The sequence below is a fragment of the uncultured Paracoccus sp. genome (genome assembly GCF_947496875.1).
Taxonomy (GTDB): domain Bacteria; phylum Pseudomonadota; class Alphaproteobacteria; order Rhodobacterales; family Rhodobacteraceae; genus Paracoccus.
The window spans coordinates 266,741-292,891 of the sequence record NZ_CANMEH010000003.1; the positions used below are offsets into that span (position 1 = coordinate 266,741).

22 protein-coding genes and 1 tRNA gene are annotated in these 26,151 nt (G+C 67.1%); 11 read left to right on the forward strand and 12 right to left on the reverse strand.

Annotated elements, in window-relative coordinates; translation table 11 throughout:
- Positions 1-878 precede the first annotated feature (878 nt).
- Together Q0938_RS05755 and Q0938_RS05760 are read right to left on the reverse strand one after the other, a co-directional pair.
- Positions 879-1,373: an SPW repeat protein gene (locus Q0938_RS05755; protein WP_299360179.1), complete on the reverse strand. Its 495-nt coding sequence runs from the start codon at positions 1,371-1,373 to the stop codon at positions 879-881.
- A 104-nt stretch (positions 1,374-1,477) separates the two neighbouring features.
- Positions 1,478-2,131, reverse strand: a complete 654-nt coding sequence (locus Q0938_RS05760; protein WP_299360183.1) for a sensor histidine kinase — start codon at positions 2,129-2,131, stop codon at positions 1,478-1,480.
- A 344-nt stretch (positions 2,132-2,475) separates the two neighbouring features.
- On the opposite strand from Q0938_RS05760, the gene Q0938_RS05765 reads away from it, so the two are divergent.
- The 5 genes from Q0938_RS05765 to Q0938_RS05785 all read left to right on the forward strand — a co-directional run bounded on the left by Q0938_RS05765 (position 2,476) and on the right by Q0938_RS05785 (position 8,527).
- Positions 2,476-4,761: a family 1 glycosylhydrolase gene (locus Q0938_RS05765; RefSeq protein WP_299360185.1), complete on the forward strand. Its 2,286-nt coding sequence runs from the start codon at positions 2,476-2,478 to the stop codon at positions 4,759-4,761.
- Positions 4,762-4,964: 203 nt separating this feature from the next.
- Positions 4,965-5,747, forward strand: a complete 783-nt coding sequence (locus Q0938_RS05770; protein WP_299360187.1) for a toll/interleukin-1 receptor domain-containing protein — start codon at positions 4,965-4,967, stop codon at positions 5,745-5,747.
- Between the two features lie 297 nt (positions 5,748-6,044).
- Entirely contained in the window at positions 6,045-6,533 is a 489-nt protein-coding gene (locus Q0938_RS05775) for a hypothetical protein (RefSeq protein ID WP_299360189.1), read from the forward strand.
- Between the two features lie 90 nt (positions 6,534-6,623).
- A complete protein-coding gene (locus Q0938_RS05780) occupies positions 6,624-6,905 on the forward strand; it encodes a hypothetical protein (protein ID WP_299360191.1) in 282 nt (93 codons plus the stop codon).
- A 380-nt stretch (positions 6,906-7,285) separates the two neighbouring features.
- Complete coding sequence (locus Q0938_RS05785) at positions 7,286-8,527, forward strand: hypothetical protein (protein WP_299360192.1); 1,242 nt, start codon at positions 7,286-7,288, stop codon at positions 8,525-8,527.
- Positions 8,528-8,720: 193 nt separating this feature from the next.
- Here Q0938_RS05785 and Q0938_RS05790 read toward each other — a convergent pair whose 3' ends face one another.
- Entirely contained in the window at positions 8,721-10,274 is a 1,554-nt protein-coding gene (locus Q0938_RS05790) for a 4-hydroxyphenylacetate 3-hydroxylase N-terminal domain-containing protein (RefSeq protein ID WP_299360193.1), read from the reverse strand.
- Positions 10,275-10,360: 86 nt separating this feature from the next.
- On the opposite strand from Q0938_RS05790, the gene Q0938_RS05795 reads away from it, so the two are divergent.
- From Q0938_RS05795 to Q0938_RS05805, 3 genes are all read left to right on the forward strand, one after another.
- On the forward strand, positions 10,361-11,002 hold the full coding sequence (locus Q0938_RS05795) for a TetR/AcrR family transcriptional regulator (protein ID WP_299360194.1): 642 nt from the start codon (positions 10,361-10,363) through the stop codon (positions 11,000-11,002).
- Complete coding sequence (locus Q0938_RS05800; RefSeq protein ID WP_299360195.1) at positions 10,989-11,522, forward strand: isochorismatase family protein; 534 nt, start codon at positions 10,989-10,991, stop codon at positions 11,520-11,522. Before Q0938_RS05795 ends, Q0938_RS05800 begins: the two co-directional genes overlap by 14 nt.
- Positions 11,523-11,832: 310 nt before the next feature.
- Entirely contained in the window at positions 11,833-12,585 is a 753-nt protein-coding gene (locus Q0938_RS05805; protein ID WP_299360196.1) for a DUF429 domain-containing protein, read from the forward strand.
- 250 nt (positions 12,586-12,835) lie between these two features.
- Here Q0938_RS05805 and Q0938_RS05810 read toward each other — a convergent pair.
- The 6 genes from Q0938_RS05810 to Q0938_RS05835 form a co-directional block, all read right to left on the reverse strand.
- A tRNA-Arg gene (locus Q0938_RS05810) sits at positions 12,836-12,912 on the reverse strand.
- Between the two features lie 80 nt (positions 12,913-12,992).
- On the reverse strand, positions 12,993-14,063 hold the full coding sequence (gene recA, locus Q0938_RS05815) for a recombinase RecA (RefSeq protein WP_299360197.1): 1,071 nt from the start codon (positions 14,061-14,063) through the stop codon (positions 12,993-12,995).
- A 145-nt stretch (positions 14,064-14,208) separates the two neighbouring features.
- Positions 14,209-16,365 carry an ATP-binding protein gene (locus Q0938_RS05820; RefSeq protein ID WP_299360198.1) on the reverse strand — a complete coding sequence of 719 codons (2,157 nt, stop codon included), beginning with the start codon at positions 16,363-16,365 and terminating at the stop codon, positions 14,209-14,211.
- An 80-nt stretch (positions 16,366-16,445) separates the two neighbouring features.
- Entirely contained in the window at positions 16,446-17,597 is a 1,152-nt protein-coding gene (locus tag Q0938_RS05825) for an RsmB/NOP family class I SAM-dependent RNA methyltransferase (protein WP_299360199.1), read from the reverse strand.
- A gap of 105 nt (positions 17,598-17,702) precedes the next feature.
- The gene (locus Q0938_RS05830; protein ID WP_299360201.1) at positions 17,703-18,173 is read right to left on the reverse strand and encodes a cupin; all 471 of its coding nucleotides are present in this window, start codon (positions 18,171-18,173) and stop codon (positions 17,703-17,705) included.
- Complete coding sequence (locus Q0938_RS05835) at positions 18,170-19,051, reverse strand: NAD(P)-dependent oxidoreductase (protein WP_299360202.1); 882 nt, start codon at positions 19,049-19,051, stop codon at positions 18,170-18,172. Before Q0938_RS05835 ends, Q0938_RS05830 begins: the two co-directional genes overlap by 4 nt.
- 134 nt (positions 19,052-19,185) lie before the next feature.
- Between Q0938_RS05835 and Q0938_RS05840 the strand changes: the two genes are divergently transcribed.
- Entirely contained in the window at positions 19,186-21,999 is a 2,814-nt protein-coding gene (locus tag Q0938_RS05840; protein WP_299360203.1) for a penicillin acylase family protein, read from the forward strand.
- A 69-nt stretch (positions 22,000-22,068) separates the two neighbouring features.
- Here the strand turns inward: Q0938_RS05840 and Q0938_RS05845 are convergent, their stop codons facing one another.
- Entirely contained in the window at positions 22,069-22,668 is a 600-nt protein-coding gene (locus Q0938_RS05845; RefSeq protein ID WP_299360360.1) for a peptidylprolyl isomerase, read from the reverse strand.
- A 4-nt stretch (positions 22,669-22,672) separates the two neighbouring features.
- Positions 22,673-23,182, reverse strand: a complete 510-nt coding sequence (locus tag Q0938_RS05850) for a peptidylprolyl isomerase (protein ID WP_299360204.1) — start codon at positions 23,180-23,182, stop codon at positions 22,673-22,675.
- Between the two features lie 164 nt (positions 23,183-23,346).
- Between Q0938_RS05850 and Q0938_RS05855 the strand changes: the two genes are divergently transcribed.
- Together Q0938_RS05855 and Q0938_RS05860 are read left to right on the forward strand one after the other, a co-directional pair.
- Positions 23,347-24,549 (forward strand): phosphoglycerate kinase, encoded by a 1,203-nt coding sequence (locus Q0938_RS05855; RefSeq protein WP_299360205.1) that lies wholly within the window; start codon positions 23,347-23,349, stop codon positions 24,547-24,549.
- A gap of 188 nt (positions 24,550-24,737) precedes the next feature.
- On the forward strand, positions 24,738-25,565 hold the full coding sequence (locus Q0938_RS05860) for a competence protein CoiA family protein (RefSeq protein ID WP_299360206.1): 828 nt from the start codon (positions 24,738-24,740) through the stop codon (positions 25,563-25,565).
- Positions 25,566-25,780: 215 nt separating this feature from the next.
- Here the strand turns inward: Q0938_RS05860 and Q0938_RS05865 are convergent, their stop codons facing one another.
- Positions 25,781-26,014 carry a hypothetical protein gene (locus Q0938_RS05865; RefSeq protein WP_299360207.1) on the reverse strand — a complete coding sequence of 78 codons (234 nt, stop codon included), beginning with the start codon at positions 26,012-26,014 and terminating at the stop codon, positions 25,781-25,783.
- Positions 26,015-26,151: the final 137 nt, after the last annotated feature.

Below are 26,151 nucleotides of genomic sequence, written 5' to 3' on the forward strand. Positions count from 1 at the left end.
GACATTCGCATTGAGTTCCATAAAGGCTTCCCTCGAGTGGAGCCCCTACTGTTCGAGCTCGTAGGCGCGTTCCCGCATGACGCCGATCACCACGTAAACTCGGATGGCACGTGCTGCTTCGGAGTGTGGGAGCTCCTGCGTGTGCAGAAGCCCGACATGACCATCCACGAGTTCATCGAGGGTCCGGTCCGCAGCTTCTTTTTCAGCCAGCATCACAAGGCGACGACGGGCGAGTGGCCCTTCGGGGAGCTCAGCCACGGCATAGCTGGTCTGGTCGAGTCCTACTCAGAGCTCTTGGGGTGTCGCCCCGATCGAGAAATCGTAGAGGGACTCCTCCGCGTGCTTTGCGAGAAGTGGAAGCGAGACCGGAAGCCATGCGCATGCCGCTCTGGCAAGCTACTCCGCGACTGCTGCCGACCTCGACTTCGGGCAATGCCGAAGCGAATGGTCTATCGCAATGCCTGTATTCTTCTCGCACGCATGCTACGCCACCCCGGGGTCGCGAAGAGCCGCCGAACGGAGGGGCCTTTGCCTCCGATTGCGCACGGGAGACTGCCCCCGTCTTCTGCAATCGGCCTTCTTCGCTCTTCCACGCGCCTCTTGTAGGCTAAGCTCCTTGGTCTTCACATCGTGCGCTGAATCCAAGGTCAACAAGGCTCCGAAGAAAACGCTCCCAACCTGTGCGGTCCGCAGGTCATCGGCTCTCTGCTCTTAGCCCTCTCCGTCTGGCTTGATCTACTCCGCCGCCCGCAAGGGAAGCCACAGGATGATCGCGACGGGTCACGCGCCCTGTGGCGGCGAAAATGCCGCCAATTCAAGCTACAACCGCCCATGTCCTACAGCGGAGAATGCGTCACGCGTCGCGCCGGCCTCGTTAATCAGCGCCGAACGGCGGCAAGGGCGCCAGCGTCACGCCGGGTCATGAGCGCGACTGCGATCTCCATCACCCCCACCAGCAGGTGCGGCCACCAGATCAAGTCGGCAAACCCGAACAGCCAGGGCGACACGGCGAGCAGGATGCCGCTCGCGACATCCACGCCGAGGTGGACACTCAGCATCTGGTCGAGCAGCCCGGACAGCGCCCAGAGCGTCTCCTCCGGCGAGAAATGCCGCGGCACCCGGGGCCGGATCGCCTGCACGGTGGTCCGCGGGGAGGCGTGGAATTCCAGGTAGGGCAGATGGTGATCAACCGGGATCATCTCCTCCCAGAACAGCACCCGGCGATCTGCGGCAAAGCGGTCCATCAGATGCTGCGGCCGCTGCAGGACGAAGTCCCAGCGCAGATGCGAGAAACAGATCAGCGGCGCCGGAACGGACGCAACGGGCACGGACGCAACGGGCCGGGCGCGTACCGGCAGGATGTCGATGGTCATGCGGATACCTCTCCGGCACAGCGTCCGCGTGCCTTGTCAGTCAGAACCGGCGCGCAGGGACGCGCGCCGCGGCAGGTCAATGATCGGGGGCGACCCCCGCGGGATCAGTCGGGGGGAACCACGATCGTGAACCGGGCGCCCCCGTCACTGCAACAGGACAGGGTCCCCTCCAGTTCCTCGACGAGAGAAGTGACGATCCTCAGCCCCAACCCGTCGCCCTGCCCCGGATCGAAGTTGGCGGGCAGGCCGGTTCCGGCGTCCGCGAATGTCAGCTGCAACTGTCCGTCGGGATCCGTCGCCAAACCGATCCGGGCGACGCCGCCGGCCGACCCGCCATACCCGTGTTTCAGCGCGTTCAGCGCAAGTTCGTTGACGATGATCGCGATCCTGGTGGCAAACCGCGCCGACACCATCATCGGTGCGGGTCCATCCGCACTCAGAGAGCAGCGGATTCCGATGGCCGCATCGGTCTCGGCCAGGGCCTCGCGCAGGAAATTGCCCAGATCGACGCGCTCGGCCGAATCGTGCCTGTGCAGATAGGCGTGGACATGGGCGATGCTCGCGATGCGCATCTCGGCGTCGAGCAGGGCCTGCCGGACCACTGCATCGTCGAGCTTTTGCCGCTGCAGCCTGAGCATGGCCGCCGCAAGGCTCAGACTGTTGGCGATGCGGTGGTCGTTTTCGGCGACGAGCAACGCGGACTGCTGGACCACCTCGGGCGCGCGCAGCGCCTGCCCCGCGCGAAACGAATGAGTCATTCCATTGCCTCCCTCTGCCACGCGCCGCACGGCAAGTTGCTGCAGCAGCTGTGACATCCCAGTGAGCTTCGATTCCCCAGTTCCGACCAACCTTCATTCGCGTAAATTGCACCCGGATTTCGCCACCACACGAAATCCGGGTACGCGTTGAAACCGGCGCATCGGGGCGCCACCGATCGTCAACAACCTCACGGTGATACACCCGGACGTCGCAAACGATACCGGTCAATCCGGTACGAGATCGTACCATCACGGCCTTGGGAGTATTCCCTGAATATGAAGAACGGGGTGATATGTCGGTCGGCCCGGCCGGGCGGACTCCTGTCACAAGCAAGGAATACAGCATGTCCGATCTGCAATTGTGGGGCGGGTGCGAATACACCGTGAACCGTGTTGGCGACTGCTATTTCGACCAGACCGAACGGTCCGGACATCAGGACCGGCTGAGCGATCTGGGCCTGTTTGCCGGGCTGGGCCTGCAGGCGCTGCGCTATCCCGTGCTGTGGGAACGTGTCTCGCCGCTCCGCCCGCACGAGACCGACTTTGCCTGGAGCGATGAACGACTGGCCGAGATCCGCAGCCTGGGGTTGCGCCCCATCGTCGGGCTTGTCCATCACGGCAGCGGTCCGGCCTATACCAGCCTTGTCGCCGACAACTTCGCGCCCGGAATGGCCGTCCATGCTGCGCGAGTCGCCGAGCGCTACCCGTGGATCGAGGACTGGACGCCGGTCAACGAACCGCTCACCACCGCGCGCTTTTCCTGTCTCTACGGCCACTGGTATCCCCACACGCGGGACGAGGATGCCTGCTGGCTGGCGCTGCTGAACCAGATCGACGCGACCCGAGGGGCCATGCGCGCGATCCGCCAGGTCAACCCGTCCGCGCGGCTGGTCCAGACCGAGGATCTCGGCTTCTGTCACGCGACGCCGAACCTGGCCCACGACGCGGCGTTCGAGAACGACCGCCGCTGGCTGACCTGGGACCTGCTGTGCGGTCATGTCGTGCCCGGACACCCGCTGTGGTCGCGGCTGGTGTCGCGCGGGTTCGAGGCGCGGCTGCGCGCCATCGCCGACGCGCCCTGCCCGCCGGACATCATCGGGATCAACCATTACCTGACCAGCGACCGGTTCATCGATCATCGGCTCGACCGCTATGACGGCATCGGGCCGGCCGCAGAAAGCCGCGGCCATTATGTCAATGTCGAGGCGGTTCGGACCCTGCCGGACGCGCCGATCGCGGTCGAACGCCTGCTGCGCCAGGCATGGGACCGTTATGGACGGACGATCGCCATCACCGAATGCCACAACGGCTGCACCCGCGAAGAGCAGATGCGCTGGTTCCTGACCGTCTGGCGCGCGGCCGAGCGGGCGCGCGCCGACGGGGCCCGCGTCGAAGCGGTCACCGCCTGGTCGCTGCTGGGCGCGTTCGACTGGGACCAGCTGGTTACCACCGACGCCGGTCACTACGAATGCGGGGTATTCGATCTGCGCAGCGGCACGCCGCGGCCGACGGCAATGGTGCCGCTGCTGCGGGCGCTGGCCGCCGGGACGGAGCCGCCCTGGTCGGATGTCCTGGCGATACCGGGCTGGTGGGATCGTCAGGACCGGCTATGGGCCTGCGCCCGGTCATCGCCTGCACCCTGCCCCGACGAGCGGGGGACAGGTCCCTGCCCCACCGACAAGCCGGAGCCGGGGCTTGCGCTGCCTGCCGACCGGCGCCCAATCCTAGTGACGGGGAAAAGCGGCACGCTGGGGCGCATGTTTGCACGCCACTGCGCCAGGCGCGGCCTGCCCTGGCTGCTCACCGACCGGCAGACGCTGGCCATCGACGACCCCCAATCCGTCGCGGCGGCCCTGGACCGCTGCACGCCTGCGGCGGTGATCAACACCGCCGGCCTGGTCGACATCGACCGCGCCGAGACGGACCCGGACGCCTGCCACGCCGCGAATGTCCAGGGGCCGGAGAACCTGGCGCGCGCCTGTCGCGCGCGGGGGATCGCGTTCGTCACCTTTTCCTCGGATCAGGTCTTCGATGGCGCCAAGGGCAGCGCCTATGTCGAGGCCGACCCGCCGCGTCCGTTGAACGTCTATGGCCGCAGCAAGGCCGAGGCAGAGCTGCGGGTGCTGGACATCGATCCGGACGCCCTGGTGATCCGCACCGCGGCCTTCTTTTCGCCGCACGACGTCCACAATTTCGCGGTCCATTCGCTCGAGGCTCTGCGCGCCGGGCGCAGGTTCGCCGCGGCCGACGACAACCATGTCTCGCCGACCTACGTGCCCGACCTTGTGGACGCCACGCTGGACCTGATGCTGGACCGCGAGGCGGGCATTCGCCACCTGGCAAGCGACGGACGCCTGTCATGGGCCGGGTTCGCGCGCGCCCTTGCGGACGCTGCCGGGCTCGACCCGGACCGGGTCGATCCGATCCAGGCCGCTACCCTCGGCTGGTCCGCGGCACGTCCCGCCGACGCGACGCTCGCGACCGAGCGTGGCAAGCTCATGCCCGCTGTCGATGACGCGATCGCCCGCTTCCTGCGCGACTATCCCGTTGCCTCCGACCCGGGATCAGGCGTTGATCGGGTCAGGCTGATGCCGACCAGTCGTTCGAACTCGGCTTCAGGCTTTCCGTAGATGCCCCCGGCCCCGGCCACGAGACCCTCCCCGGCGCGCTCCTTCCGGTTTCTCCGGGTTGTTCGGCGTCGCCAACGTGATCTGGTGGACGCACCTGCGGGTCGGCCTCCTGGAGATCGTCGCCGTTGTGATGACCCGGTGCGGTCTCCCCTCAGCGAGCTTGAGATCATGGCTCGGGAGGACACCGTCCCAACGGGGGGCTGATGGCCCATAGCGTTGGCCAAGCCTCTGCGGGTTCTTCTTGCTCCGGCGGACTGTACAATGCCGAACAGCGGCACCTATCGCCCCCGCCAGGCTTTAATTACGAAAACCGCTTCGGATGGATGCACAATAGCCGCGAATTTGTCCTGGCTTACGTCGGCAGCGCGGAGACGCAACTGCAGGTCTGTCTGACCAAGCCGAAGAGCGGGATAACCGGCGGCGCACAAAGCCGCGCGGGGCGGCGACGGAAGCGCCTCGCTTTACAGCGCCAGCACAAGCAGCAGCACGGCGAAGTCTTTATTTCCCATAAGAACACAGATGTTGATTTGGCGGAGAAGATTGCAAGACGGGTCCGTTTCAACGGCCTGGAAACTTATCTCGACACCATCGACGATGCATTAGCGAAGGACGGCCCTGACCTCGCGGATCTCCTTTTGGCTCGCATGGGGCAATGTCAGCAACTGATCGCTGTGGTGTCGTCACAGACAAAGGATTCTTGGTGGGTACCTTGGGAAATCGGGGTCGGGTCGGAAAAGGGCTTCCGCATGGCCAGCTACTCCGAAACTAACGTTTCTCTGCCCAGCTATCTTGAAAAATGGCCTGCGCTTCACACAGACCTTCACATCGACCTCTACTGCTACTATTCGAAGCAAACAGAAGAAGTTCTGAACCGCCGGATGCGTGGGGTTCTAACTGAGGGCAGCCGGGTGCAAGTCAGGAAATCTGAAGCTCTGGACTTCCACAAGCAGCTCAGAGCCATCCTCCGTAGCCGCACACGTGGATAAAATACAGGCAGGAATGGTGTAACCATGGTCGCAGGGGAACGCACCGTTCATCCTCCCTTGCACGGGATGTCGCAGCTGCGACAGCCCCTGACAATGGGCGAGCGCGCCGTACTCGACCTGTTCGTCCATAAATTACCTCCCGGCTGGTAAATCTACGTGCAACCCCATTCAAACGGGCTGCGTCCGGACTTCGTTCTGCTCAATCCTAACGTCGGGAACTCGAGCCTGTTCGCTGGCCTGCCCGAGAAACCTGACGAGCCACTTCCGCGAAGTGAGTGGAGGAAGCGGTCGCAGGCTGTGATCGACCGCATCCTCAACATAGATGTGCCCGACCTCGCCTTCCGTGCCGTCGGAGAGCCGAACGTGACGCGCTACGATGCGATCCTGGTCGACGAGGGACAGGACTATCGATTGCCTTGGTGGAACGCGCTCCGCCGCGCGGCCAAGGATGGAGGCGAATGCGTGTTGGTCGCCGACGCGACTCAAGATGTCTATGGAACTGCGGGTGCCTGGACCGACAACGCCATGCGCGGCGCAGGTTTCAGCGGCGCCTGGGTGCAGCTTGAGACCAGCTACCGCCTGCCTAATGACGCAATGGAGCTGGCCCGAGCCTTCGCGGACGATTTCCTCCCGCGAGATTCAATTGACCTTCCCAGACCCGAGCAAGGCTCCATGGCGCTGCACCCATGCACTCTTCGATGGGTCCAACGGCAACCGGATGCGAGGACCACAGATACCTGCGTCACCGAGATCCTATCCATGATGAAGCGAGCCGGACGCGATTGACTTGCGAATGCCGACATCTGCCTTCTAACAGACGATCAGAGGGCCGGCGCGGAAATCGTTCGGTCGCTGGAGAAGAAGAACATTCGTGCTGTGACGACGTTCGACGATCGTGGCGTGGAGTCGAAGCGGCGCAAGATGGGCTTTTGGATGGGAAACGCCCGAGTAAAGGCGACGACGCTTCACAGCTTCAAGGGTTGGGAATCCCGCCTCCTCGTCGTCCAAATCACCCGTGCTTCGTCGGACGACTCGCTCGCGCTGGTTTACGCGGGCCTCACGAGACTGAAGCGCAACGTCCGGGGTAGCCATTTGACAGTCGTCTGCAGCGCGCCGGAACTTGCTGGGTTCGGCCGGCGGTGGCCCGAACAAGGATGAGAGCTGAGAGTGCGCTCCCGCTGCTTGCTCCAGGACTGAATTTCCATCCAGCCGCACCCCGCAGCCCGTGGTCGTTTACGGATGGGGGCGTGGTGTGTTCGCGCTGTTCAGATGCAGCGCATAACCTGCGGGAACTTCGCTCTGCCGACATCTCAGCTGTCGCGTCGAACGCCTCTCCAAGGACGACCTTTGGGAACTTGGCTGTCGTCGGCGCAACTGCCGCCGCAGCCGGAATGATGAGAGGTGTGGCGGTCCGCAGCAACTACAGCCCCGACTTGCCTCTCATGTAACGGCAATGCGTATCTCTCATCCTCAGGGGTGTGCTGTGCCGGCCGGCTCAGTAGCCTCGCTGCAAACGCAGTTCTTACGCCGGGTTCCTGATGTCCGCAGCCCTGCAGGAAGACGGATTGCAGTTGGTCTTCGAGAGGGCTGCCGATCCCTATTCGAGTTGGTGGCAGAGACCCTTCCACTATGACATGGAGACTGGTGTGGGAGCCCCCATTCTCGTTCCGGAGGATGCCTGGGTCGAGGATTTCGCACTGTCGCCGGACGGATCCACGGTCGCATTCAGCAGTCGTTACAATCTTCTCGGACTGGAGGACCACGACGGCTACACGAGCCATGTCTACCTCTATGACATGGCGACCGCGACCATGCGATCCATTACCGTGGACAGCGAGTTTTCGAACCATACTCCGATGTTCTCTGCTGACGGCTCCACGCTGGTCTTCACAGAGAACCCCGGCATCTGGGATGAGAATGCCCCGCGGCCGGATGTGATTGTCCATGACCTGGAATCCGGCACGAACACCAACATCACCGACGTCGGCAACGGGGGCTATTATCACTGGGCGATGGAGGTCTCGAACGACGGATCCAAGGTGGTCTATCGCCAGGAGACGAACCCGCATCCGTGGCTCTGGGACGACTCGGATCCCTTCATCGTCGACAGCGATCTCTTCGTCCATGACCGGACCACCGGAGAGTCCATCAAGATCGCCGACGGGCACCATACCCAGGAGGGAGTCGGTGTTCGTGTCGAGTCCGCGGGCTTCATTGACGACAACTCGAAGCTGGTCTTCACCCGCGGCGAAGGCTCCGGCATCGAATCTGACGTCCTGATCTTCGATCTGGAAACCGGCACGACCACGACCATCGGCCACGGCGCCGGGCATGTCTCGGCGCATGGCTCGACGATCGTCTACACGACCGCCGGCATTACGGTCGGCAGTGGCCAGAACAACCTCTACGGCAGGTTCGGGGACGTCTTCGCCTACGACCTCAAGACCGGGATCACCACCAGCATCACCGAGGGCTCCGATGGCGGGATCGCGGGGCTGCGGCTCTCCGCCGACGAGTCGAAGGTCATCTTCTCGAGCAACGCCACCAACCTCATCGACGGCGAGGTCGATCTCAACGGCGACACCTCCGATGTCTTCATCTTCGACATGGAGAGCGGCGCGCTGGCCAACATCACCAGCGGGGGCAATGGCGACAGCTTCGTCGGCGGCATCAGTGCGGACGGATCAAGGGCGATCTTCACGAGCCATGCCACCAACCTGGTGGAGGGCGTGATCGATACGAACGGCAACCAGCTGGACGTCTTCGTCTTCGAGATCTGACAGGGTCCGAAGGGGTGCGGTCGCCCCGTCCGTGCCGCACCCTTTGCCGCCGGTGGTCTTTCGCCAGTGCAGGCGGTGACAGTACCGGGACGCTGACAAGCAGCCGTGCATACCCCACGGCGTTCTGCGCCCCGGTGCTCTTTTCCCAACTCGTTTTTGTTTCGCCCCGCCTCACCTGAGATCAGAAGACCTTTCACAGGGTCCTCGCCAAGGGCGAGACGGACGATTCCAGAGCGGATGTCATCTCCGGCGCCTCGCACCCGGTCGTGCAGCACCGGCCCGGCTGTTTCGAGACTCGCCGGCCATCGTTCAGCAAGCCACGGTCGAGAAGGCTTTCGACCAGCTCCACCTTTTCCGTGACCGGGTAGTTGCGCCAGATCTCGCGCTTCATCGCTTCGGGGGAGCCGCCGCCGTGGAGCGAGATCACCGAATACCAGCCGGCGTTGTCCGAGATCGTCAGGTCCTCGATGAAGCGGGCCACCTCGGCGCGCTGCTCGAAGGGAATGTCGGCGCGCCCGCCCATGACTGCAGCGATCGAGGCGGCGGTCTCGGGATTGTGGTCCTCGTCCGGTCCCGGCAAGGCCACGATCAGCCCGCCCGAGACATAATGTGCGACCCGGTGCATGTCGTAGATCTTGGTCGCCAGCAGCAGCTTGCCGATGTTGGAGAAGACTGCATCCGGCATCACCGACCCGGCCGCATCCCTGGTGCAATAGACCGAGGCGGCCACGCCGCAGGCATAGAAGCTCTCGGTGATGGTGATCAGCTCGACCATCTGGTCGCGGATATGCGCGTGGCGATCCGCATCGAGCCCGTTGGCCTCGATCATCAGCGCCCCGGCCCCGATCAGCAGGTCGCCGAAGCCGGCGCGCGCACCGATGCAGGATTGGCGATGGTGGGTAGCATAGGAGATCGTCAGAAACCCGCCCTCCCCGGTCTCGCCCGCCAGGAAAACCCGGTCGTGCGGCACGAAGACGTCATCGAAGACCACCATCGCCACCGCCTGTCCGTACTTGGCCGAGAACTTCGCGGCGGCATTCCCCGGCTGCCCCGCGGGCCGCGAGATGATCGTCACGCCGGGCGCGTCACAGGGAACCGCGCAGCACACGGCAAAGGCGCTGTCCTCGGGCACATGGGTGCGGCAGGGCATGACAAGGAACTCGTGCATGTAGGGCGCACCCGTGACGATGGCCTTGGTGCCGCGGATGACGATGCCATCCGGGCGCCGTTCCTTGACATGGACATAGACGTCCGGGTTGACCTGCTTTCCCGGCCGCAGCGAGCGGTCGCCCTTGGCATCGGTCATCGCGACACCCAGCGTCAGGTCACGATCCTGGACCTCATGCAGGTAGGCGAGGAACCGCTGGTGGTAGTCGGTGCCGTGGTTTGCATCGGTCAGGTGCGTCGCCTGCCAGAGCGCGTTCAGCGCGTCATGGGTCAGATAGCGCTGCGCGCAGCCTGACGTCCTGCAGACCAGCCGCACCGCTTCGAGCTTGTCGAGCAGGTCCTGCGAGGTCTCGTTGATGTGCAGCATGCGGTTGACGGTCTTGCCCGACGTGCCCTGCCGCGCGGTCATGATCCGCGCGTGCTGTTCCTGCAGGGCAAAGTCGTAGGTGACGCCGACGCCAGCAATGCCGGGTGCCAGCAGCGGCTCGTCGGCGACACTGTCCACCTGCTGACCGCTGACAAAGACCCGGGGCCTGTAGGCCCGGAGAGAGTCCCGGTAGTCGGCGGCTGACATCAGCATGGTGTTCACTCCCCGTTGTTACACTCGTCGAACGCTGTTAAATTCGTGAACAGTGTCAGAATGCCTGTCAAGCATAACGGGAGCGCATGGTGGCGGAACGACAGGTCCGGCGGGCGGCGGTCAGCGAACACAAGCGCGCGCTGATTCTTGAGGCTGCGCGTCAGGTCTTTGCCGAAGAGGGGCTGGACGGCGCAAGCCTGCGGGCCATTGCGGCGCGTGCCGGTTACACCCCGGCCGCGCTCTATTTCCATTTCGACTCCAAGGAGGCCATGTATGCCGAGGTGCTGCATGGCTCGCTGGTCACTCTGGGCGGCGCGGTCGGGGAAAGCGTTGCGGCGGCGAAGACGCCGCAGCAGCGGCTGAAGGCCGCAGCAATGGCGTTCTTCCGGTTCTATGCCGAGAACCCGCGCGATCTGGACCTGGGCTTCTATCTGTTCCGCGGCGGCATGAAGCCGGCAGGACTCGGCCGCGAGCGGGACGAGCGGCTGAACGCGGCGCTTGAAGCGGCCCTGCGGCCAATCGCCGAGGCAGCCGTTGCGCTTGGATCCTCGGCGGATCGCGCCAATCTGCTGATGGTGGATTGCTTCGCCCATGCGACCGGGCTTCTGCTGCTGCTCCATACCGGCCGGATCCGCATGTTCGGCGCCTCGGCGCCGGACCTGATGGCGGCATTTGTCGATGACCGCATCGAGCGGCTTCTGGAAGGACAGGACCATGATGACGATTGATCCCGCACGCTCGATGCTTCTGATCATCGACTTCCAGGCACGCCTGATGCCGGCGATCCATGAAGGCGAGGTGGCGGTCCGCAACGCGCGGCGGCTGACCGACGCCGCAGGGCTGATGGGCATCCCCTGCCTCTTCACCGAGCAGAACGCGAAGGGTCTTGGCCCCACCGTCGATGACCTTCCGAGACCCGAGGATCGCGTGGTTCACAAGCAGTCCTTCGATGCGTGCCGCGCCGAGGGCTTTCTTTCCCGCATCCCACCCGATGCCCATGTCGTCGTCGCCGGCTGCGAGGCGCATGTCTGCGTCCTGCAAACGGTGCTGGGCCTGCGCGCGGCCTCACGGCAGACCTGGGTCGTGCGCGACGCAATCGGCTCGCGCCATCCCGAGAACAAGGAAACAGCCCTGCGCCGCATGGAACGCCACGGCGCCGAGATCGTGACAACCGAGATGGTGATCTTCGAGTGGCTCCAGACCGCCGAGCACCCGCAGTTCCGGCAGGCCACGGCATTGATCAGGTAGACCGAAACGTCCGGAAGAAGAGCCGGAGCAGATCATCCGGCCGGATCGTGACGCCGCGTAGCCGCCGCGACCGAGGCGGACGCTTGACGGGCTGCGCGGGGTCTCCTGCTCTCGAACGCGGGAGATGATCGGGCGTGACCCAAGTGATCGTGGCCCATTGCGACTGGAGCGTTGATCCCCGCAAGCGCTGGATGGCCACCGCTCTCCGTGAGAATGGCGCTTGGCATCTGAACCTGCCCGAACCCGTTGGCGAGGCACCGGCCCTTTTCGACCGCCTCCGCGCGCGAGCGACGAACTCCGGCCGCTTGTCGTGGGGTTCGATTTCCCGATCGGCGTGCCGGCGGCCTATGGCAAGCTGACCGGGCTGACGGACTTCAGGTCGTTCCTGTCATCGCTTGGCAAGGGCGATTGGCGCCACTGGTTCGACGTCTGCTCCCGCGCGGAGGAAATCAGCACGCGGCGTCCATTCTACCCGATGCGGCCCGGTGGGACGAAGCGGATCCATCTCGAAGAAGGTCTCGGCATGGACCGCGAAGCGCTCCTGCGTGCCTGCGAGCGCGCCACCCCTCACCGACCGGCAGCATGCAGCCTCTTCTGGACCCTCGGCGGCAATCAGGTAGGCAAAGGCGCGATTTCAGGCTGGCGCGAGGTGCTGCAGCCCAACCTGGCGCAGCTCTCCCTCTGGCCCTTCGACGGCACATTTGAACAGCTGACACGGACCCGCGACATCGTCGTGGTCGAGACCTACCCGGGCGACGTCTACGGCCAGATCGGCCTGCCGGCGAAGAAGCTCTGGATCAAGCGAACCCGCGAAGGCCGACAGGTCGCCGGAACTGGACTCGTCCGCTGGATCGAACAGCGCCCCGTGGTGGCGTCGAAGGAAATGCTGGACGTGATGGAGAGCGGCTTCACTGACCGCCCGGTCGGGGAAGATCAGTTCGACGCCGTCGTCGGGCTCTTCGGTATGCTCGACGTCCTCGATGGCCGGCGCCCCGCCGCGCCCGACGGCCTTCACCGCGACACGACGGCCTGGGAGGGCTGGATACTGGGGCAAGGTTCTTGAGGCAGAGCCCCTTGTGGCCTGGCGTCAGTCCCGGCGGGTGGCCGGGTTACATCTGACTGGGTCCATTCAACAGGGACGGTCGCATGATCGCGGATATCGCGCGGAGAGAAGTTGACTGCATCTCGTCGCCGCGAATCCCGCTGGTTCGATCGGCCGCCCAGAAAGCTGCTTGGAGGGGAGTTTCGTTGCGCGTTTCGTTGCGGAGCCCGAAATTGCTCGCGACGAAAGCCCGCCAACTCGTTGAAATCATTGGCGCACCCGACAGGATTCGAACCTGTGACCTCTGCCTTCGGAGGGCAGCGCTCTATCCAGCTGAGCTACGGGTGCATTGCGGGTCAGATACCGCCATCGGCGCGGGGCTGCAATGGGCAAACCGCGGGCCGGGAGCATGGCCCGGGGCCGCCGCATCACTCCTCGGTCAAGGCCTCGGACTCGTCGGGAGTGGTGGCGAAATCCAGGCCATGGCTGGCGCGGATCTTGTCCTCGATCATCGCGGCCATGTCCGGGTGATCGCGCAGGAACTGCTTGGCGTTCTCGCGGCCCTGGCCGATGCGTTCGTCGCCGCAGGAATACCACGCCCCCGATTTCTCGACCACGCCCGTCTTAACCCCCAGGTCGATCAGTTCGCCGGTCTTGGAAATCCCCTCGCCATACATGATGTCGAACTCGACCTGCCTGAAGGGCGGGGCCACCTTGTTCTTCACGACCTTGACCTTGGTGGTGTTGCCCACGACCTCGTCGCGATCCTTGATCGAACCGGTGCGGCGGATGTCGAGACGGACCGAGGCATAGAATTTTAGCGCGTTGCCGCCCGACGTGGTTTCCGGGTTGCCGAACATCACGCCGATCTTCATCCGGATCTGGTTGATGAAGATCACCATGCAGTTCGACCGGCCGATGCTGGCGGTCAGCTTGCGCATCGCCTGGCTCATCAGCCTAGCCTGGGCGCCCATCTGCATGTCGCCCATGTCGCCCTCGATCTCGGACTTGGGGGTCAGTGCGGCGACCGAATCGACGACCACCATGCTGACCGCCCCGGACCGCACCAGGGTGTCGACGATCTCCAGCGCCTGTTCACCGGTATCGGGCTGGCTGATCAGCAGCTCGTCGAGGTTGACGCCCAGCTTGCGGGCGTATTGCGGATCCAGCGCGTGTTCGGCGTCGACAAAGGCGCAGACGCCGCCCTTTTTCTGTTCCTCGGCCACGCAATGCAGCGTCAGCGTCGTCTTGCCCGAGCTTTCCGGGCCATAGATCTCGATGATCCGCCCCTTGGGCAGCCCGCCGATCCCCAGCGCGATGTCGAGCCCCAGCGACCCGGTGGATGTCGCCTCGATCTCGGCTACCGGATTGTCGGCGCCCAGCTTCATGATCGAGCCCTTGCCGAACTGGCGTTCGATCTGTGCCAGCGCGCTGTCCAGCGCCTTCTGCTTGTCGGCGCCCCGCTTGTCGTTCATCTGCAAGATGTCTGCCCCTGCCATGTGCCTGTGTCCTTGTGTCATACTGTCCCGCCGGCGACAATCGGCGGCAAGCGCCTGTGTTCACGACTTGTTCCAAGTTAAGCATGCAGCTGCGGCTGCACAACCTGCCTCTGGCCGCGCATCCCACGCATGGGACGCGCGATGTTCATGCCGGCACCAGATCCGACGCGCCCATCGCCGGTGCCGCAGCAGGACGGCCGGCGATCTGGTTCTCGACACATGATGTCAGGTCGGACAGCGAGAACGGCTTGGGCAGGAAGACCGAGTTCGGAATCGCCAGCGCGCCGTCGGCCAGCGAATGCTCGGTATAGCCCGACATGAACACGACCCGGGTCCCCGGCCGGTCGCGCAGCGCCGCGCGAACCCATGCCGGCCCGTCCATCCCGGGCATGACGATGTCGGTCACGAACACCTCGACCGCCACGCGGTCGTCGGACAGGATCGCGAGCGCGGCCTCGGCGCTGTCCGCCTCCAGCACCTCGTGTCCGCGCAGCCGCAGCGCCCGGGCGGCAAAGGCCCGGACCGGGGCCTCGTCCTCGACCAGCAGGATGGCCCCGGCCGAGGCCGCGTCAGCCGCCTCGTCCCCGGACCTGACTGCCTCCGCCGGCGTCCCGGCGGCGGAGATGGGCAGGGCCGTGTCGGCAGCCCTGGCCTGATGGACGGGAAAATACAGCTCGAACGTGGTTCCCTCGCCCGGGACGCTTTCGCAGAAGATGTAGCCGCCGGTCTGCTTGACGATTCCATAGGCCGTCGACAGGCCGAGCCCGGTGCCTTCGCCTTGGCGCTTGGTGGTGAAGAACGGCTCGAAGATCTTGTCGAGCCGATCCTCGGGAATGCCGCAGCCCTGATCTGTGACCGTCACCCGGACGTAGTTGCCCGGCGGCAGCGTCACCCGCTGGCGGCGCAGCCCGCTTGGCAGGCGCAGGTTGTCGGTGCGGATTGCCACCTCGCCGCCGTTCGGCATGGCGTCGCGGGCGTTGACGACCAGGTTCATCAGCACCTGTTCCAGCTGGCGCCGGTCGGCGCGGATGGATTGCAGGGCCGGATCGTGGGTGAAGGTCAGCCGCACCCGCTCGCCGACCAGGCGATTGAGCAGGTGGGTCAGGTCGGACAGGGTGTCGCGCAGGTCGATGACCTGGGGCTTCAGCGTCTGCTTGCGGGAAAATGCCAGCAGCTGTTCGACCAGCGCCGCCGCCCGATTGGCGTTCTGTTCGATCTGATGCAGGTCGGCGTAATCCGGGTCGGCCTTGTCCCGCCGCAGCATCAGCAGGTCGCAATAGCCGGTAATCGCCGTCAGCAGGTTATTGAAGTCGTGGGCGATCCCGCCGGCAAGCTGGCCGATCGCCTGCATCTTCTGGCTCTGCGCGAATTGCTGCTCAAGTGTCTTCAGGGCGCTGGCGTCGGTCAGGACGGCCACCACGCAGGGTGTATCGGCGGCCTCGAACCGGGCCAGCGTGACCTGCATGAATTTCTCGGGGTCATCACCGATCAGGCGCAGCACCTCTCGCCGTCCGGTGGGCCGGTCCACGGCCACGTCGGTGATCCAGTCGTCGATGGACCTGGCGGGACTGTCCAGCAGCGCCGACAGCCGCCTTGCCACCACCGCCTCGCCCAGCAGATTGCGCGCCTCGGTGTTGGCTTCGCGGATGCTGCCGTCGTGATCCAGCCACAGCAGCGCCACCGGCAGGTCCATCATCATCGCCGCACAGAACGGCGCGATGCAGCCGGGCATGTCGCGCAGCCCCCTGGCTGCAGCGTCCAGCCCCACATCCCGGCCGTCAGGGCTGACGTCCAGTTCCCATAGCTGTAGGCGCGATGCCGGCAGGCGGCGGACTGCGATCTCTCCCAGCGGCGCGACCGGAATGCGGGTGACCGTCCCGACCGTGTCCGTGCCGCCGCGCGCGATCGCCGACTTCACCAGCGCATCCGGCTCGGCCCGGAACTGCGACAGCAGCGTGGCGACCGGACGTCCGACAAGATCCAGACGCGCGGCGGCGGCCTCGTTCTGCGCCAGCACCTGCCCGCCCGGCCCCACGGCCCAGACCGGTTGTTCCATCGCGGACAGATCAGGCGCCACCCGGCGCAAATCCCCGCGCAGCCGCAGCTCCTGCAGCACACGATTGGCCGCGACCAGTCCGCCCAGCAGGTACCAGCTGACCGCCACCGCGCCCGCGATCACCAGGACGCCGGGTGCGACGCGCCCCGGTTGCAGCACCAGCCACAGCGCCCCCACCACGACGGGAAGCATCAGCACCGGCACGAGCGTCAGCGGCAGCTGCGGTATCTGCACCAGTCTCTTCATGCCATCCCCCGACAGGCCCCCGGATGCCGCCCCGCGTCGGGGCTCATGCCAGCCGTTACGCCACCCAGCCTAACATCGCGTTAATCCCGCAGCATCAGCGCGTGGAAGAACCCGTCGCTGGCGGTCTCGGGGGTCAGCGTCTCGGTGTGCTGCAATCTGAAATCGGGCCGGTCCAGCAGGAAACGGGCAATCCGGTCCTCGTTCTCCACCCGCAGAAGCGAACAGGTCATGTAGCCCAGCCGCCCGCCGGGCCGGACGTGATCGGCAGCGTCGCGCAGGATCGCGAGCTGGATCTCCGTCAATCGGTCCAGATCGGCCGGAGTGAGCCGCCATTTCGCATCCGGGGTCCGCCGCCAGGTCCCCGACCCGGAACACGGCACATCGGTCACGACCAGACCGTACTGCCCTGTCGAGCTCGATGGCGGCGCCATCTCGATCCGCGCGCCCGCCCGCCGCGCCCGGGCAGGCAGGTCGCGCATCCGGGCCGGATCGGCGTCATGCGCGGTGACCTTCGCCCCCACCGCAGCCAGCGCCAGCGCCTTGCCGCCGCCGCCTGCACACCAGTCCAGAACCCGTTCGCCCGGGGTGACCTGCATCGCCGCACAGGATAGTTGCGCCGACAGATCCTGCAATTCGACCAGCCCATCGCGATAGGCGGCGCTGCCGGCGACCTTGCGGGCCCCCGCCTCGACCCGCAGCGCCGACGCAAGGCCGGGCCAGGCTGACACCTCGATGCCGTCCTGCGCCAGCCGCGCCGTGGCGGCCGCGGGGGTCGCCCGGGCCACGTTCACCCGCAGCCAGACCGGCGCGCGGTCCCGCAGCGCGGCCGCAACGGCGGGAAACGCCGGCCCCAGATCGGCCGACAAGCGGTCCGCAAGCCAGTCGGGCAGATCGCGGATGCCGTCGACAGCGGGTGGCTGATGGTTCCGCTCGGCCGCACTCAGCGCGGCGGGCGCGTGTCCTTCCCCGGTGAACAGGCTGTCCGGGTCCAGGCCGTTGTCCCGGCACATGCCGATCATCAGCCCGCGGCCGCTGTCGGACCCGCCCAGCGCGGCGCGCGAGCGGCGCCGGCGCAGGCTGTCGAAGACCAGGTCACGCACCGCGGCCCGGTCGCCGGACCCCGCAAAGCGGCTGGCCCGCGCCCAGGGGGTCAGCTCCGCCTCGGCCGGGGCGCCGGCCAGCACCCGGTCCAGAATCTCGATGGCGGCCTGCACCCTTGCGCCAGGCGTCACGCGACGGACCTTTCCCAGGGCAGGCAGGGCCGTTCACCCGCGCGGATCGGCAGACCGCGAGGCCGGTCGATCCCAGGTCTGGGCGCCACCGGTCCCCGGCGCAGCTTACGCGTCCCGCGCAAAGCCCCGTCCTGCACCCAGCACCGGATCGCGCGGCGGGCGAGCCACACCCGTCACCACCGCGCCGTCGCCCGTCTTCATGTCGGGCCGGGCGCCCTCGGGATAGGCGCCCACCACGGCGAAATCGGCCGAGGCGCCGCGGTTGCAATGCGCCACCCCGGCCGGGATGATCACCACATCCCCGGTCGCGATCTCGTGCACGGGACCGTCTGCGCCGCCCAGCTGGATCCGCGCCGATCCGGCATAGCAGCCCAGCACCTCGTGCGTCGTGGCATGGTAGTGCTGCCAGTCGAACACGCCGTTGCGCCACGCGCCGGTCCATCCGTTCGCGGCGAAGCGTGCCTCGAACCACGCGGCCAGCGCCGCCGGGCCCTCGACGGCAGCCCCCTCGGTCGGCGCGATTCCGCGATGGATCACCGCGCCGGTCGCGCCGCTCGTCTGGTCCGCGCCGCTCATCTGGGCCGCAGCCGGGCGATCAGGGACGAGGTGTCCCAGCGCCCGCCCCCCATCGCCTGCACGTCCTTGTAGAACTGGTCGACCAGCGCCGTCACCGGCAGGCTGGCGCCGTTCTCTTCCGCCGTGGCCAGGCAGATCGCCAAGTCCTTGCGCATCCAGTCGACGGCAAAGCCGAACCCGAACTCGTCGCGCGCCATCGTCTGGTGGCGGTTCTGCATCTGCCAGCTGCCGGCGGCACCCTGGCTGATCACCTCGACCAGATCCGGCACCGACAACCCGGCCCGCTGGGCGAAGTTCAGCGATTCCGCCAGCCCCTGCACCAGCCCCGCGATGGCGATCTGGTTGCACATCTTGGCCAGCTGGCCGGCGCCGGTGTCCCCCATCCGGCGGCAGATCTTGGCATAGGCGGCCATCACCGGCTCGGCCCGGTCGAACTGGTCGGCCGGTCCGCCGCACATGATCGACAGCTGCCCGTTCTCGGCGCCCGCCTGCCCGCCCGACACCGGCGCGTCGACATAGCCGAACCCCGCCCCGGTGGCCTGCGCCGCCAGCTCCCGCGTCACCGCGGCGCTGACCGTGGTGTGATCGACGAACACCGCGCCCGGCGCCATTCCGGCAAACGCCCCGTCGGGTCCGGTGCAGATCGCCCGCAGGTCGTCGTCATTGCCCACGCAGGCCATGACGAACGCCGCACCCTCGGCGGCGGCGCGCGGCGTCGATGCGGCGCGCCCGCCCCCGTCAGTCCCGTATTCGGCGACCCATGCCGCGGCCTTGCTGGCGGTGCGGTTGTAGACGGTGACCCGATGCCCGGCGCGGGCCAGATGCCCCGCCATCGGGTAGCCCATCACCCCCAGACCCAGAAATGCCACATCCGCCATTCGCCGTTCCCCCTCGCTGCAAGCCGCGTTGAACTGCGGCCGGTGCTGACTTATGCACCCTGCATCTCACCGCCCCCCGCGCGGGTCAACCGCGCCGCCCGACCAATCACCCGAGCCGAGGACCTGCACCCCCCATGCTGACGCTTTTCCGCTGGCTGGTGCGGCTGACCGTGGGGTTGCTGGTGGCGGCGGTTCTGGCCGTCACGCTGGCCTGGTATTTCGCGGTGCGCTCGCTGCCCGACTATGACGCAACCCACGCGGTCGCGGGCCTGGACGCGCCGGTGGAGATCGTCCGGACCACCTCGGACGTGCCGCATGTGTTTGCCGGGTCCGACCGGGACGCGTTCTTCGCGCTGGGGCTCGCCCACGCCCAGGACCGGCTGTTCCAGATGACGGTGCTGCGCCGCGCGGCGCAGGGGCGGCTGTCGGAAATCTACGGCCCGCGCAGCTATCCGGCCGACGATCTGGCCCGGCGGCTGGGGCTGTGGCGCACCGCGCAGGCATCGGTCGCGGCGCAGGACCCGCCAACCCAGGCGGCGCTGGCGGCCTATGCCGACGGGGTGAATGCCTGGATCACGCTGGTCAACGAGGGCGCCCGGGGCCGCGGCGCGCCGGAATTCTTCGTCCTGCCGGGCGACATCGCCTATTGGCAGCCGGCGGATTCGCTGGCGATCCTCAAGCTGGTCGCGGCGGGCGCGACCGGCCAGGTCGCGGCCGAGGTGCTGCGCGCCCGCCTGTCGATCGCCGCACCGGAACGCGGCCAGGACGTAATGGCGCAGCCGGGCGAGGCGCCGCTGCCCCCCTATGGCCGGCTGTTCGGCGACGCGCATCTGCCTAGCCCGGACCGCGGCGCGGATCCGGCCGCGGATGGCTGGTTCGGGGGACTTGCAGGTTTCGTGCGCCCGGGCCTCGGGGCCTCGGCCAACGGCTTTGCCGCGGCACCGGAACGGACGGCCGCCGGCGCGCCGCTGCTGGCCAACGACCCGCATGTGGCCCTGACGGCGCCGTCGCTGTGGTACCTGGCCCGGATCGAGCTGCAGTCGGGCGGGGTGATCGGGGGGACCATCCCGGGCATCCCCGCGGTGCTGACCGGGCGCAACCCGGACCTCGCCTGGGGCCTGACCCCGGCCCATGTCGACGACCAGGACATCGTGATGGAGGAGGTCCAACCCGGCGATGCAAACCGCTATCGCGCCGCCGGGGGTTGGACCGCGTTCCAGACCCGGACCGAGGTGATCCGGGTCCGCGGCGGCAGCGACCAGCCGATCACGCTGCGCGACACCGAAAACGGTCCGGTGATCCCGGGCGGGCATTTCGATCTGTCGGCGATCACGCCCGCCGGTCACGTGGCGGCGCTGCGCTGGACCGGGCTGGCCCCCGACGACACGACCATGTCGGGGCTGATCGGCATGATGACCGCCACCGACGTCGAGGCCGCACGCGCGGCCGCACGCGCCATCATGGCCCCGGCGGTCGAGGTGACGCTGGCCGACGCGACATCCGTCGCCCAGGCCTTGGCCGGAGCCGTGCCGCTGCGCGGCGCCGACCATCCGACCGGGGGCCGGTTGCCGGTGCCGGGCTGGCTGACGCAGACCCGCTGGCAGGGGCTGCTGCCCCCCAACTCCCCCGAACGTGACCGCCCGGCCGAGGCGGGCGTGGTGGCCGCCACCGGGGCGCACGCGGCGATCCTTGCGGGAGATCGCTCCGTCACGGCAGAGCAGCCGGGCCGCGGTAGCGCTGCGGAAGCGGCACCCCGGTCAGGCCCGGACCCGGCCGCCGGCTCCGCTGCCGGAACAGAGCCGGACAGCCAGGCCTCGATCATCGACGCGACCATCGCCGAGCTTGTCCAGCAATCCGACGCGGCCGCGGCCGAAACACCGCCTGCCCCATCCGTGCCGAACCCGGCCGCTGCCCCGCTGGCCGATGGACCGGGCGATCCCGCTGACACGCTGCGGCTGGCCACCACTCCGCCCGATCTGGTGCCGGACCCCGCCACGCCCGCGCCGGGCCCCGGCCCCGCGCCCCCGGCCGGGCCGGTGGCAGCGCCCGGTGACGACCGCGACGGCCCGCTGCGGCGGGTGCGCCTGACCCGGCTGCTGTCCTCGCGCGAGGTGCATTCGCGCGACAGCTTCATCGACGCGCAGCTCGACACGGTCAGCCCGGCGGCCCGCCGGCTGCTGCCGCTGGTGGGCGCGGACCTGTGGTTCACCGGCGAGCCCGCGGCCGACGGCACCCCCGAGCGGCAGCGCCAGGACGCGCTGGCGCTGCTGGCCGACTGGGACGGCAACATGAGCGAGCATCTGCCCGAGCCGCTGATCTACGCCGCCTGGATGGCGCATCTGCAGACCCGGCTGGTCAATGACGAGTTGGGACCGCTGACCGACGCCCTGACCGAGCTGCAGCCGGCCTTCATCGAACGGGTGTTCCGCAACAGCGGCGGCGCGGGGGTGTGGTGCGACGTGGTCCAGTCGGAAAACGACGAAAGCTGCGCCACCATCGCCCGCCAGGCGCTGGACGCCGCGATCCTCGACCTGACCGACCGGTTCGGCGCGGACGTGACCAGCTGGCGCTGGGGCGACCTGCATCAGGCCCAGCACCACCACCCCGCGCTGGGCCGGGTGCCGCTGCTGCGCTGGGTGGTCAATCTGATCCAGTCGACCTCGGGCGGGGATTTCACGCTGGCCCGGGCGGCCCTGCAGGGCGCGGGCGCAGAGCGCTGGGCGCAGGCGCGCGGCGCCGGCTATCGGGGGGTCTACGACCTCGCCGATCCCGACAGCTCGGTCTTCATCATCTCGACGGGGCAGTCGGGCCACCCGCTGTCACGGCATTACGACGATCTGTCGGAACTGTGGCGGCGCGGCGAATATGTGGGGATGTCGCTGGACCCCGCCCTGGCGCGGGCCGGCGCGGCGGGGATCACCCGCCTGGTGCCGGTGGCGGACGACTGACGACGGGCCGCATGCGAAGGCGGCGGCAGGATGCCCCGCCGCCGCCCGATCGGACCCACCGGCCCCGGATCACTTCTGGATCGTGACCTTGCTCATGTAGTCGGGCTTGTCGACCGCGCCGTTGGCGGCCGCGTCGCCCTTCTTGACGGCGTTCAGCACGTCCCATCCCTCGATCAGCTGGCCCACGACGGTGTATTCGCCGTCCAGGAACGGCGCCGGGGCCAGGTCGATGAAGAACTGGCTGTTGGCGCTGTCCGGATCGGCCGAGCGCGCCATGCCCACGGTGCCCGCCCCGAAGGTCGTGTCGTGGAACTCGGCCTTCAGGTCGGGCTGGTCGGATCCGCCGGTCCCCGCCATCGCGGTGTCGCCGCCCTGGCGGCCGTACTGCACGTCGCCGGTCTGCGCCATGAACCCGTCGATCACGCGGTGGAACACCACCCCGTCATAGGCGCCGGATTCGGCCAGCGTCACCAGCCGGTCGACATGGTTCGGGGCCTTGTCGGCGTACAGGTCCAGCACGATTGTCCCCTTGGGCTGGCCGGCCGCGTCAGCGACCTCGATCACCATGTTGGGGCCGGGGCCGTCGGTCGCCTGCGGCGCCTCCTGGGCCAGCGCGGCGTTGGAAGTGGATGCGGCCAGCGCCGCGGCGATCAGGATCTTGCTGGACATCATCTTACTGGACATCGGCAGCCACCTTCACGGACATCATGCGGTCGGGATTGGCCGGGGGCTCGCCCCGCGCGATCTTGTCGACATGCTCCATCCCCGAGATCACCCGGCCGTAGACGGTGTACTGGCCGTTCAGGAAATGGTTGTCGCCAAAGTTTATGAAGAACTGGCTGTTGGCGCTGTTCGGGTTCTGGCTGCGGGCCGCCCCCACCGTGCCTCGGTCGTGCGGCAGCTTGGAAAACTCGGCCGGCAGGTCGGGCAGGTCGCTGCCGCCGGTGCCGGACCGCCCGGCATTGTAGCCGCTTTCCATGTTGGCGTGCTGGACGTCGCCGGTCTGCGCCATGAATCCCTCGATCACGCGGTGAAAGGCGACGTTGTCGTACTTGCCGGCGCGGGCCAGCTCCTTCATGCGCGCGACGTGCTTGGGCGCCACGTCCGGCAGCAGCTCGATCGTCACCGGGCCGTCCTTCAGCTCGATGATGATCGTGTTCTCCGGGTCCTTGATATCGGCCATCCGGGCCTCCTTTCTGTCTGCGTCACGGGCTTACGCGCCCCTGCCGCCAAGGGCAACGCGCGGGCCGCCGCTCGGGTCCGGGGCGATGACGCGGTGTTGACGGGAATGTCACCAGGGGTCAGAAAGCCCGGCAGCACAGTTCCACACGGGCACAGGGGGCCAGGATGGCACAGTTCAACACGATCGACGATCTGGAAATGGACGGAAAGGTGGTTCTGACCCGCGTCGACGTGAACGTCCCGGTCGAGAACGGCAGGGTCACGGACGCGACCCGGATCGAAAAGATCGTGCCGACCATCCGCGACATCCAGGCCCGCGGCGGCATCCCGGTGCTGCTGGCGCATTTCGACCGGCCCAAGGGCCAGCGCGTCGACAGCATGAGCCTGCGGCAGATCGTGCCGGCGCTGGAAACCGCCCTCGGCAAGCCGGTCAAGTTCTGCGACGCGGCGATCGGCGGCGACGCCAAGCGCGCCGTTGCGGCGCTGGAAAAGGGCGACGTGCTGGTGCTGGAAAACACGCGCTTCTACCCGGGCGAGGAAACCAACGACCCGACCTTTGCGGCCTCGCTGGCGGCGCTCGGCTCGGTCTACATCAACGACGCGTTTTCCGCCTCGCACCGCGCCCATGCCTCGACCGAGGGGCTGGCCCGGCTGATGAATGCGGGCGCCGGCCGCCTGATGGAGGCCGAGCTCAAGGCGCTGGACGCGGCGCTGGGCAATCCCGAACGCCCGGTGGTGGCGGTGGTCGGCGGCGCCAAGGTCTCGACCAAGCTGGACCTGCTGTCGAACCTGATCACCAAGGTCGCCCATCTCGTGATCGGCGGCGGCATGGCCAACACCTTCCTGGTCGCCCAGGGGATCGAGATCGGGAAAAGCCTGGCCGAACGCGACATGGCCGACACCGCCCGCGACATCCTGGCCAAGGCGCAGGGCGCCGGCTGCACCATTCACCTACCGGTCGACGTCGTGGTGGCGCAGGAATTCCGCGCCGGCGCCCCCGCCCAAATCGTGGACGTCACCGCCTGCCCCGCCGACGCGATGATCCTCGACGCCGGTCCGCAGACCGTGGCCGCGATCCGCGGCGTCTTCGCCCAGTGCCGCACGCTGATCTGGAACGGCCCGCTGGGCGCGTTCGAGATCGAGCCCTTCGACGCCGCCACCAACGCCGCCGCCCAGGCGGCGGCGGAACTGACCCAGGCCGGCAAGCTAGTCTCGGTCGCCGGCGGCGGCGACACGGTCGCGGCACTGAACAAGGCGGGGGTCGCCGACAGCTTCACCTTCATCTCGACCGCCGGCGGCGCCTTCCTCGAATGGATGGAGGGCAAGGACCTGCCCGGCGTCGCGGCCCTGACCTCGTCGCGGCGCTGATCCCTTCGGCTTTCCGGCGGCGATTCCCAGGCCGCGCCGCCGGGCCATGAATCGACAAGGGCGACCCTTCGGGTCGGCTTCATATTGATGCAGATTACTTCGAGGTCGCTGATGGCCCTCGCGCCTGCAGTTCCCCTTGACCACTAGGACCTAACCAGAGCTATACATGCCTCACCAACAGGTGGGTCATGAAATTCGCTCTGATCGACGGCGATCGCCGTGAGCCTACGCCTGGCTCCACCGGCCGGTGCCCTGGATGCGGCCAAGAAGTGGTTGCCAAGTGCGGGTCGCTACGCCTCTGGCACTGGGCTCACAAGGGGCGGCGGAATTGTGATCCGTGGTGGGAGCCGGAAACCGAGTGGCACCGTGCATGGAAGAACCTCTTTCCTCAGGACTGGCAGGAGGTTCCGCACCGTGCCGACGAGGGCGAGCTCCACATTGCCGACATCCGGACCCCGGATGGCCTTGTCCTCGAGTTCCAGCACTCAGCCATCAAACCAGCAGAGCGCCTTTCGAGAGAACGATTCTACAAGCGCATGCTGTGGATCGTCGATGGCTCCCGATTGAAAAACGACCGTCCTAGGATCGACCGAGAAATCCAGAGATGGCGCACCATGGAGGAGATGAAGTTCCATGTCGCGATCGATCCAGACTCGACCTTCCCGCAACGCTGGCTCGATGCCCTAGTGCCGGTCCTCTTTGATTTCGATGGCCTCTCGCGAGACGAAGATTTCCCAGAGGAACACGAGGGCAAGCCACGGTCAGTTTTGCGGAACAAGGAATGGTGGAGTATCCGTGGTGCAAAGCCGGATCCGTTGGTATGCCTTGTGCCGAACCCCGGCGACATAAACAGCATCTATTTCATCATCCGTCGCGAGGCGTTTCTAGACGCAGCGGTAAATAATCCTGAGATTCTGGATGCGTCCGCGATCATGCAGAGATTTACCAGGGAGCAGCACAGGCGACTGCAGGCATACATGTCGATAAGACGAGGCCGCCGGACTCCGCGCTTCTGATCACCCCTTCGCCGCCTGGTGTCGACTCCGATCAGTCGGACATCCCGAATACATGACCTCCGGAGACTTCTTGGCAGGCTCACTGTTTGACATCGCATCGTGCGCATCACGAGTTGGGCCCGAAACAAACCACGCAGTGCAAAAGGCTGGACCTCGACGGTCGCCCTTTGCAGTCAAGCGTGGTGCATGGGCCGGCGTGGCCGCCGGACCTGCGGTCAGTCGGTTGCCACCGGCGCGGTGGCGGTGCCGGTCGCCGCGGTCCCTTCCGGGGCCAGCGCGTCGGTGCCCGGGGCCAGTTGCTCGGTCGTCTCCACATCCTCCTCGTCGCCGCCCATCGGCGCGAAGAACAGAAACGCCAGCACGGCCAGGCTGACGGCGACGATGATTCCGATGATGGCGGGCTTGTGGCGCCGGCCGGACCGTTCCAGTCCGCCTTCGTTGTTCGACATGATGTTTCCTCGGCTCCTGCTGCGTGGTGCGTAGGGGTCAACGTGAACGGACCGACCGCGTTCCCGGTTTTTCACGATCGCGCCCGCGTCGCTCCTCCAGCGACGGTCGCCGCGCCGGCGCCAGTGGCGGGCACCGC

Bases quoted from the DNA above. Each gene is read 5' to 3' on its own strand.
- Q0938_RS05820 (WP_299360198.1), bottom strand. From the start codon at position 16,365: ATGAAGAGACTGGTGCAGATACCGCAGCTGCCGCTGACGCTCGTGCCG.
- Q0938_RS05835 (WP_299360202.1), bottom strand. From the start codon at position 19,051: ATGGCGGATGTGGCATTTCTGGGTCTGGGGGTGATGGGCTACCCGATG.
- recA (WP_299360197.1), bottom strand. From the start codon at position 14,063: ATGGCAGGGGCAGACATCTTGCAGATGAACGACAAGCGGGGCGCCGAC.
- Q0938_RS05860 (WP_299360206.1), top strand. From the start codon at position 24,738: ATGAAATTCGCTCTGATCGACGGCGATCGCCGTGAGCCTACGCCTGGC.
- Q0938_RS05760 (WP_299360183.1), bottom strand. From the start codon at position 2,131: ATGACTCATTCGTTTCGCGCGGGGCAGGCGCTGCGCGCGCCCGAGGTG.
- Q0938_RS05830 (WP_299360201.1), bottom strand. From the start codon at position 18,173: ATGAGCGGCGCGGACCAGACGAGCGGCGCGACCGGCGCGGTGATCCAT.
- Q0938_RS05865 (WP_299360207.1), bottom strand. From the start codon at position 26,014: ATGTCGAACAACGAAGGCGGACTGGAACGGTCCGGCCGGCGCCACAAG.
- Q0938_RS05800 (WP_299360195.1), top strand. From the start codon at position 10,989: ATGATGACGATTGATCCCGCACGCTCGATGCTTCTGATCATCGACTTC.
- Q0938_RS05770 (WP_299360187.1), top strand. From the start codon at position 4,965: ATGGCCCATAGCGTTGGCCAAGCCTCTGCGGGTTCTTCTTGCTCCGGC.
- Q0938_RS05845 (WP_299360360.1), bottom strand. From the start codon at position 22,668: ATGTCCAGCAAGATCCTGATCGCCGCGGCGCTGGCCGCATCCACTTCC.
- Q0938_RS05855 (WP_299360205.1), top strand. From the start codon at position 23,347: ATGGCACAGTTCAACACGATCGACGATCTGGAAATGGACGGAAAGGTG.
- Q0938_RS05790 (WP_299360193.1), bottom strand. From the start codon at position 10,274: ATGCTGATGTCAGCCGCCGACTACCGGGACTCTCTCCGGGCCTACAGG.
- Q0938_RS05755 (WP_299360179.1), bottom strand. From the start codon at position 1,373: ATGACCATCGACATCCTGCCGGTACGCGCCCGGCCCGTTGCGTCCGTG.
- Q0938_RS05785 (WP_299360192.1), top strand. From the start codon at position 7,286: ATGTCCGCAGCCCTGCAGGAAGACGGATTGCAGTTGGTCTTCGAGAGG.
- Q0938_RS05840 (WP_299360203.1), top strand. From the start codon at position 19,186: ATGCTGACGCTTTTCCGCTGGCTGGTGCGGCTGACCGTGGGGTTGCTG.
- Q0938_RS05850 (WP_299360204.1), bottom strand. From the start codon at position 23,182: ATGGCCGATATCAAGGACCCGGAGAACACGATCATCATCGAGCTGAAG.
- Q0938_RS05795 (WP_299360194.1), top strand. From the start codon at position 10,361: ATGGTGGCGGAACGACAGGTCCGGCGGGCGGCGGTCAGCGAACACAAG.
- Q0938_RS05765 (WP_299360185.1), top strand. From the start codon at position 2,476: ATGTCCGATCTGCAATTGTGGGGCGGGTGCGAATACACCGTGAACCGT.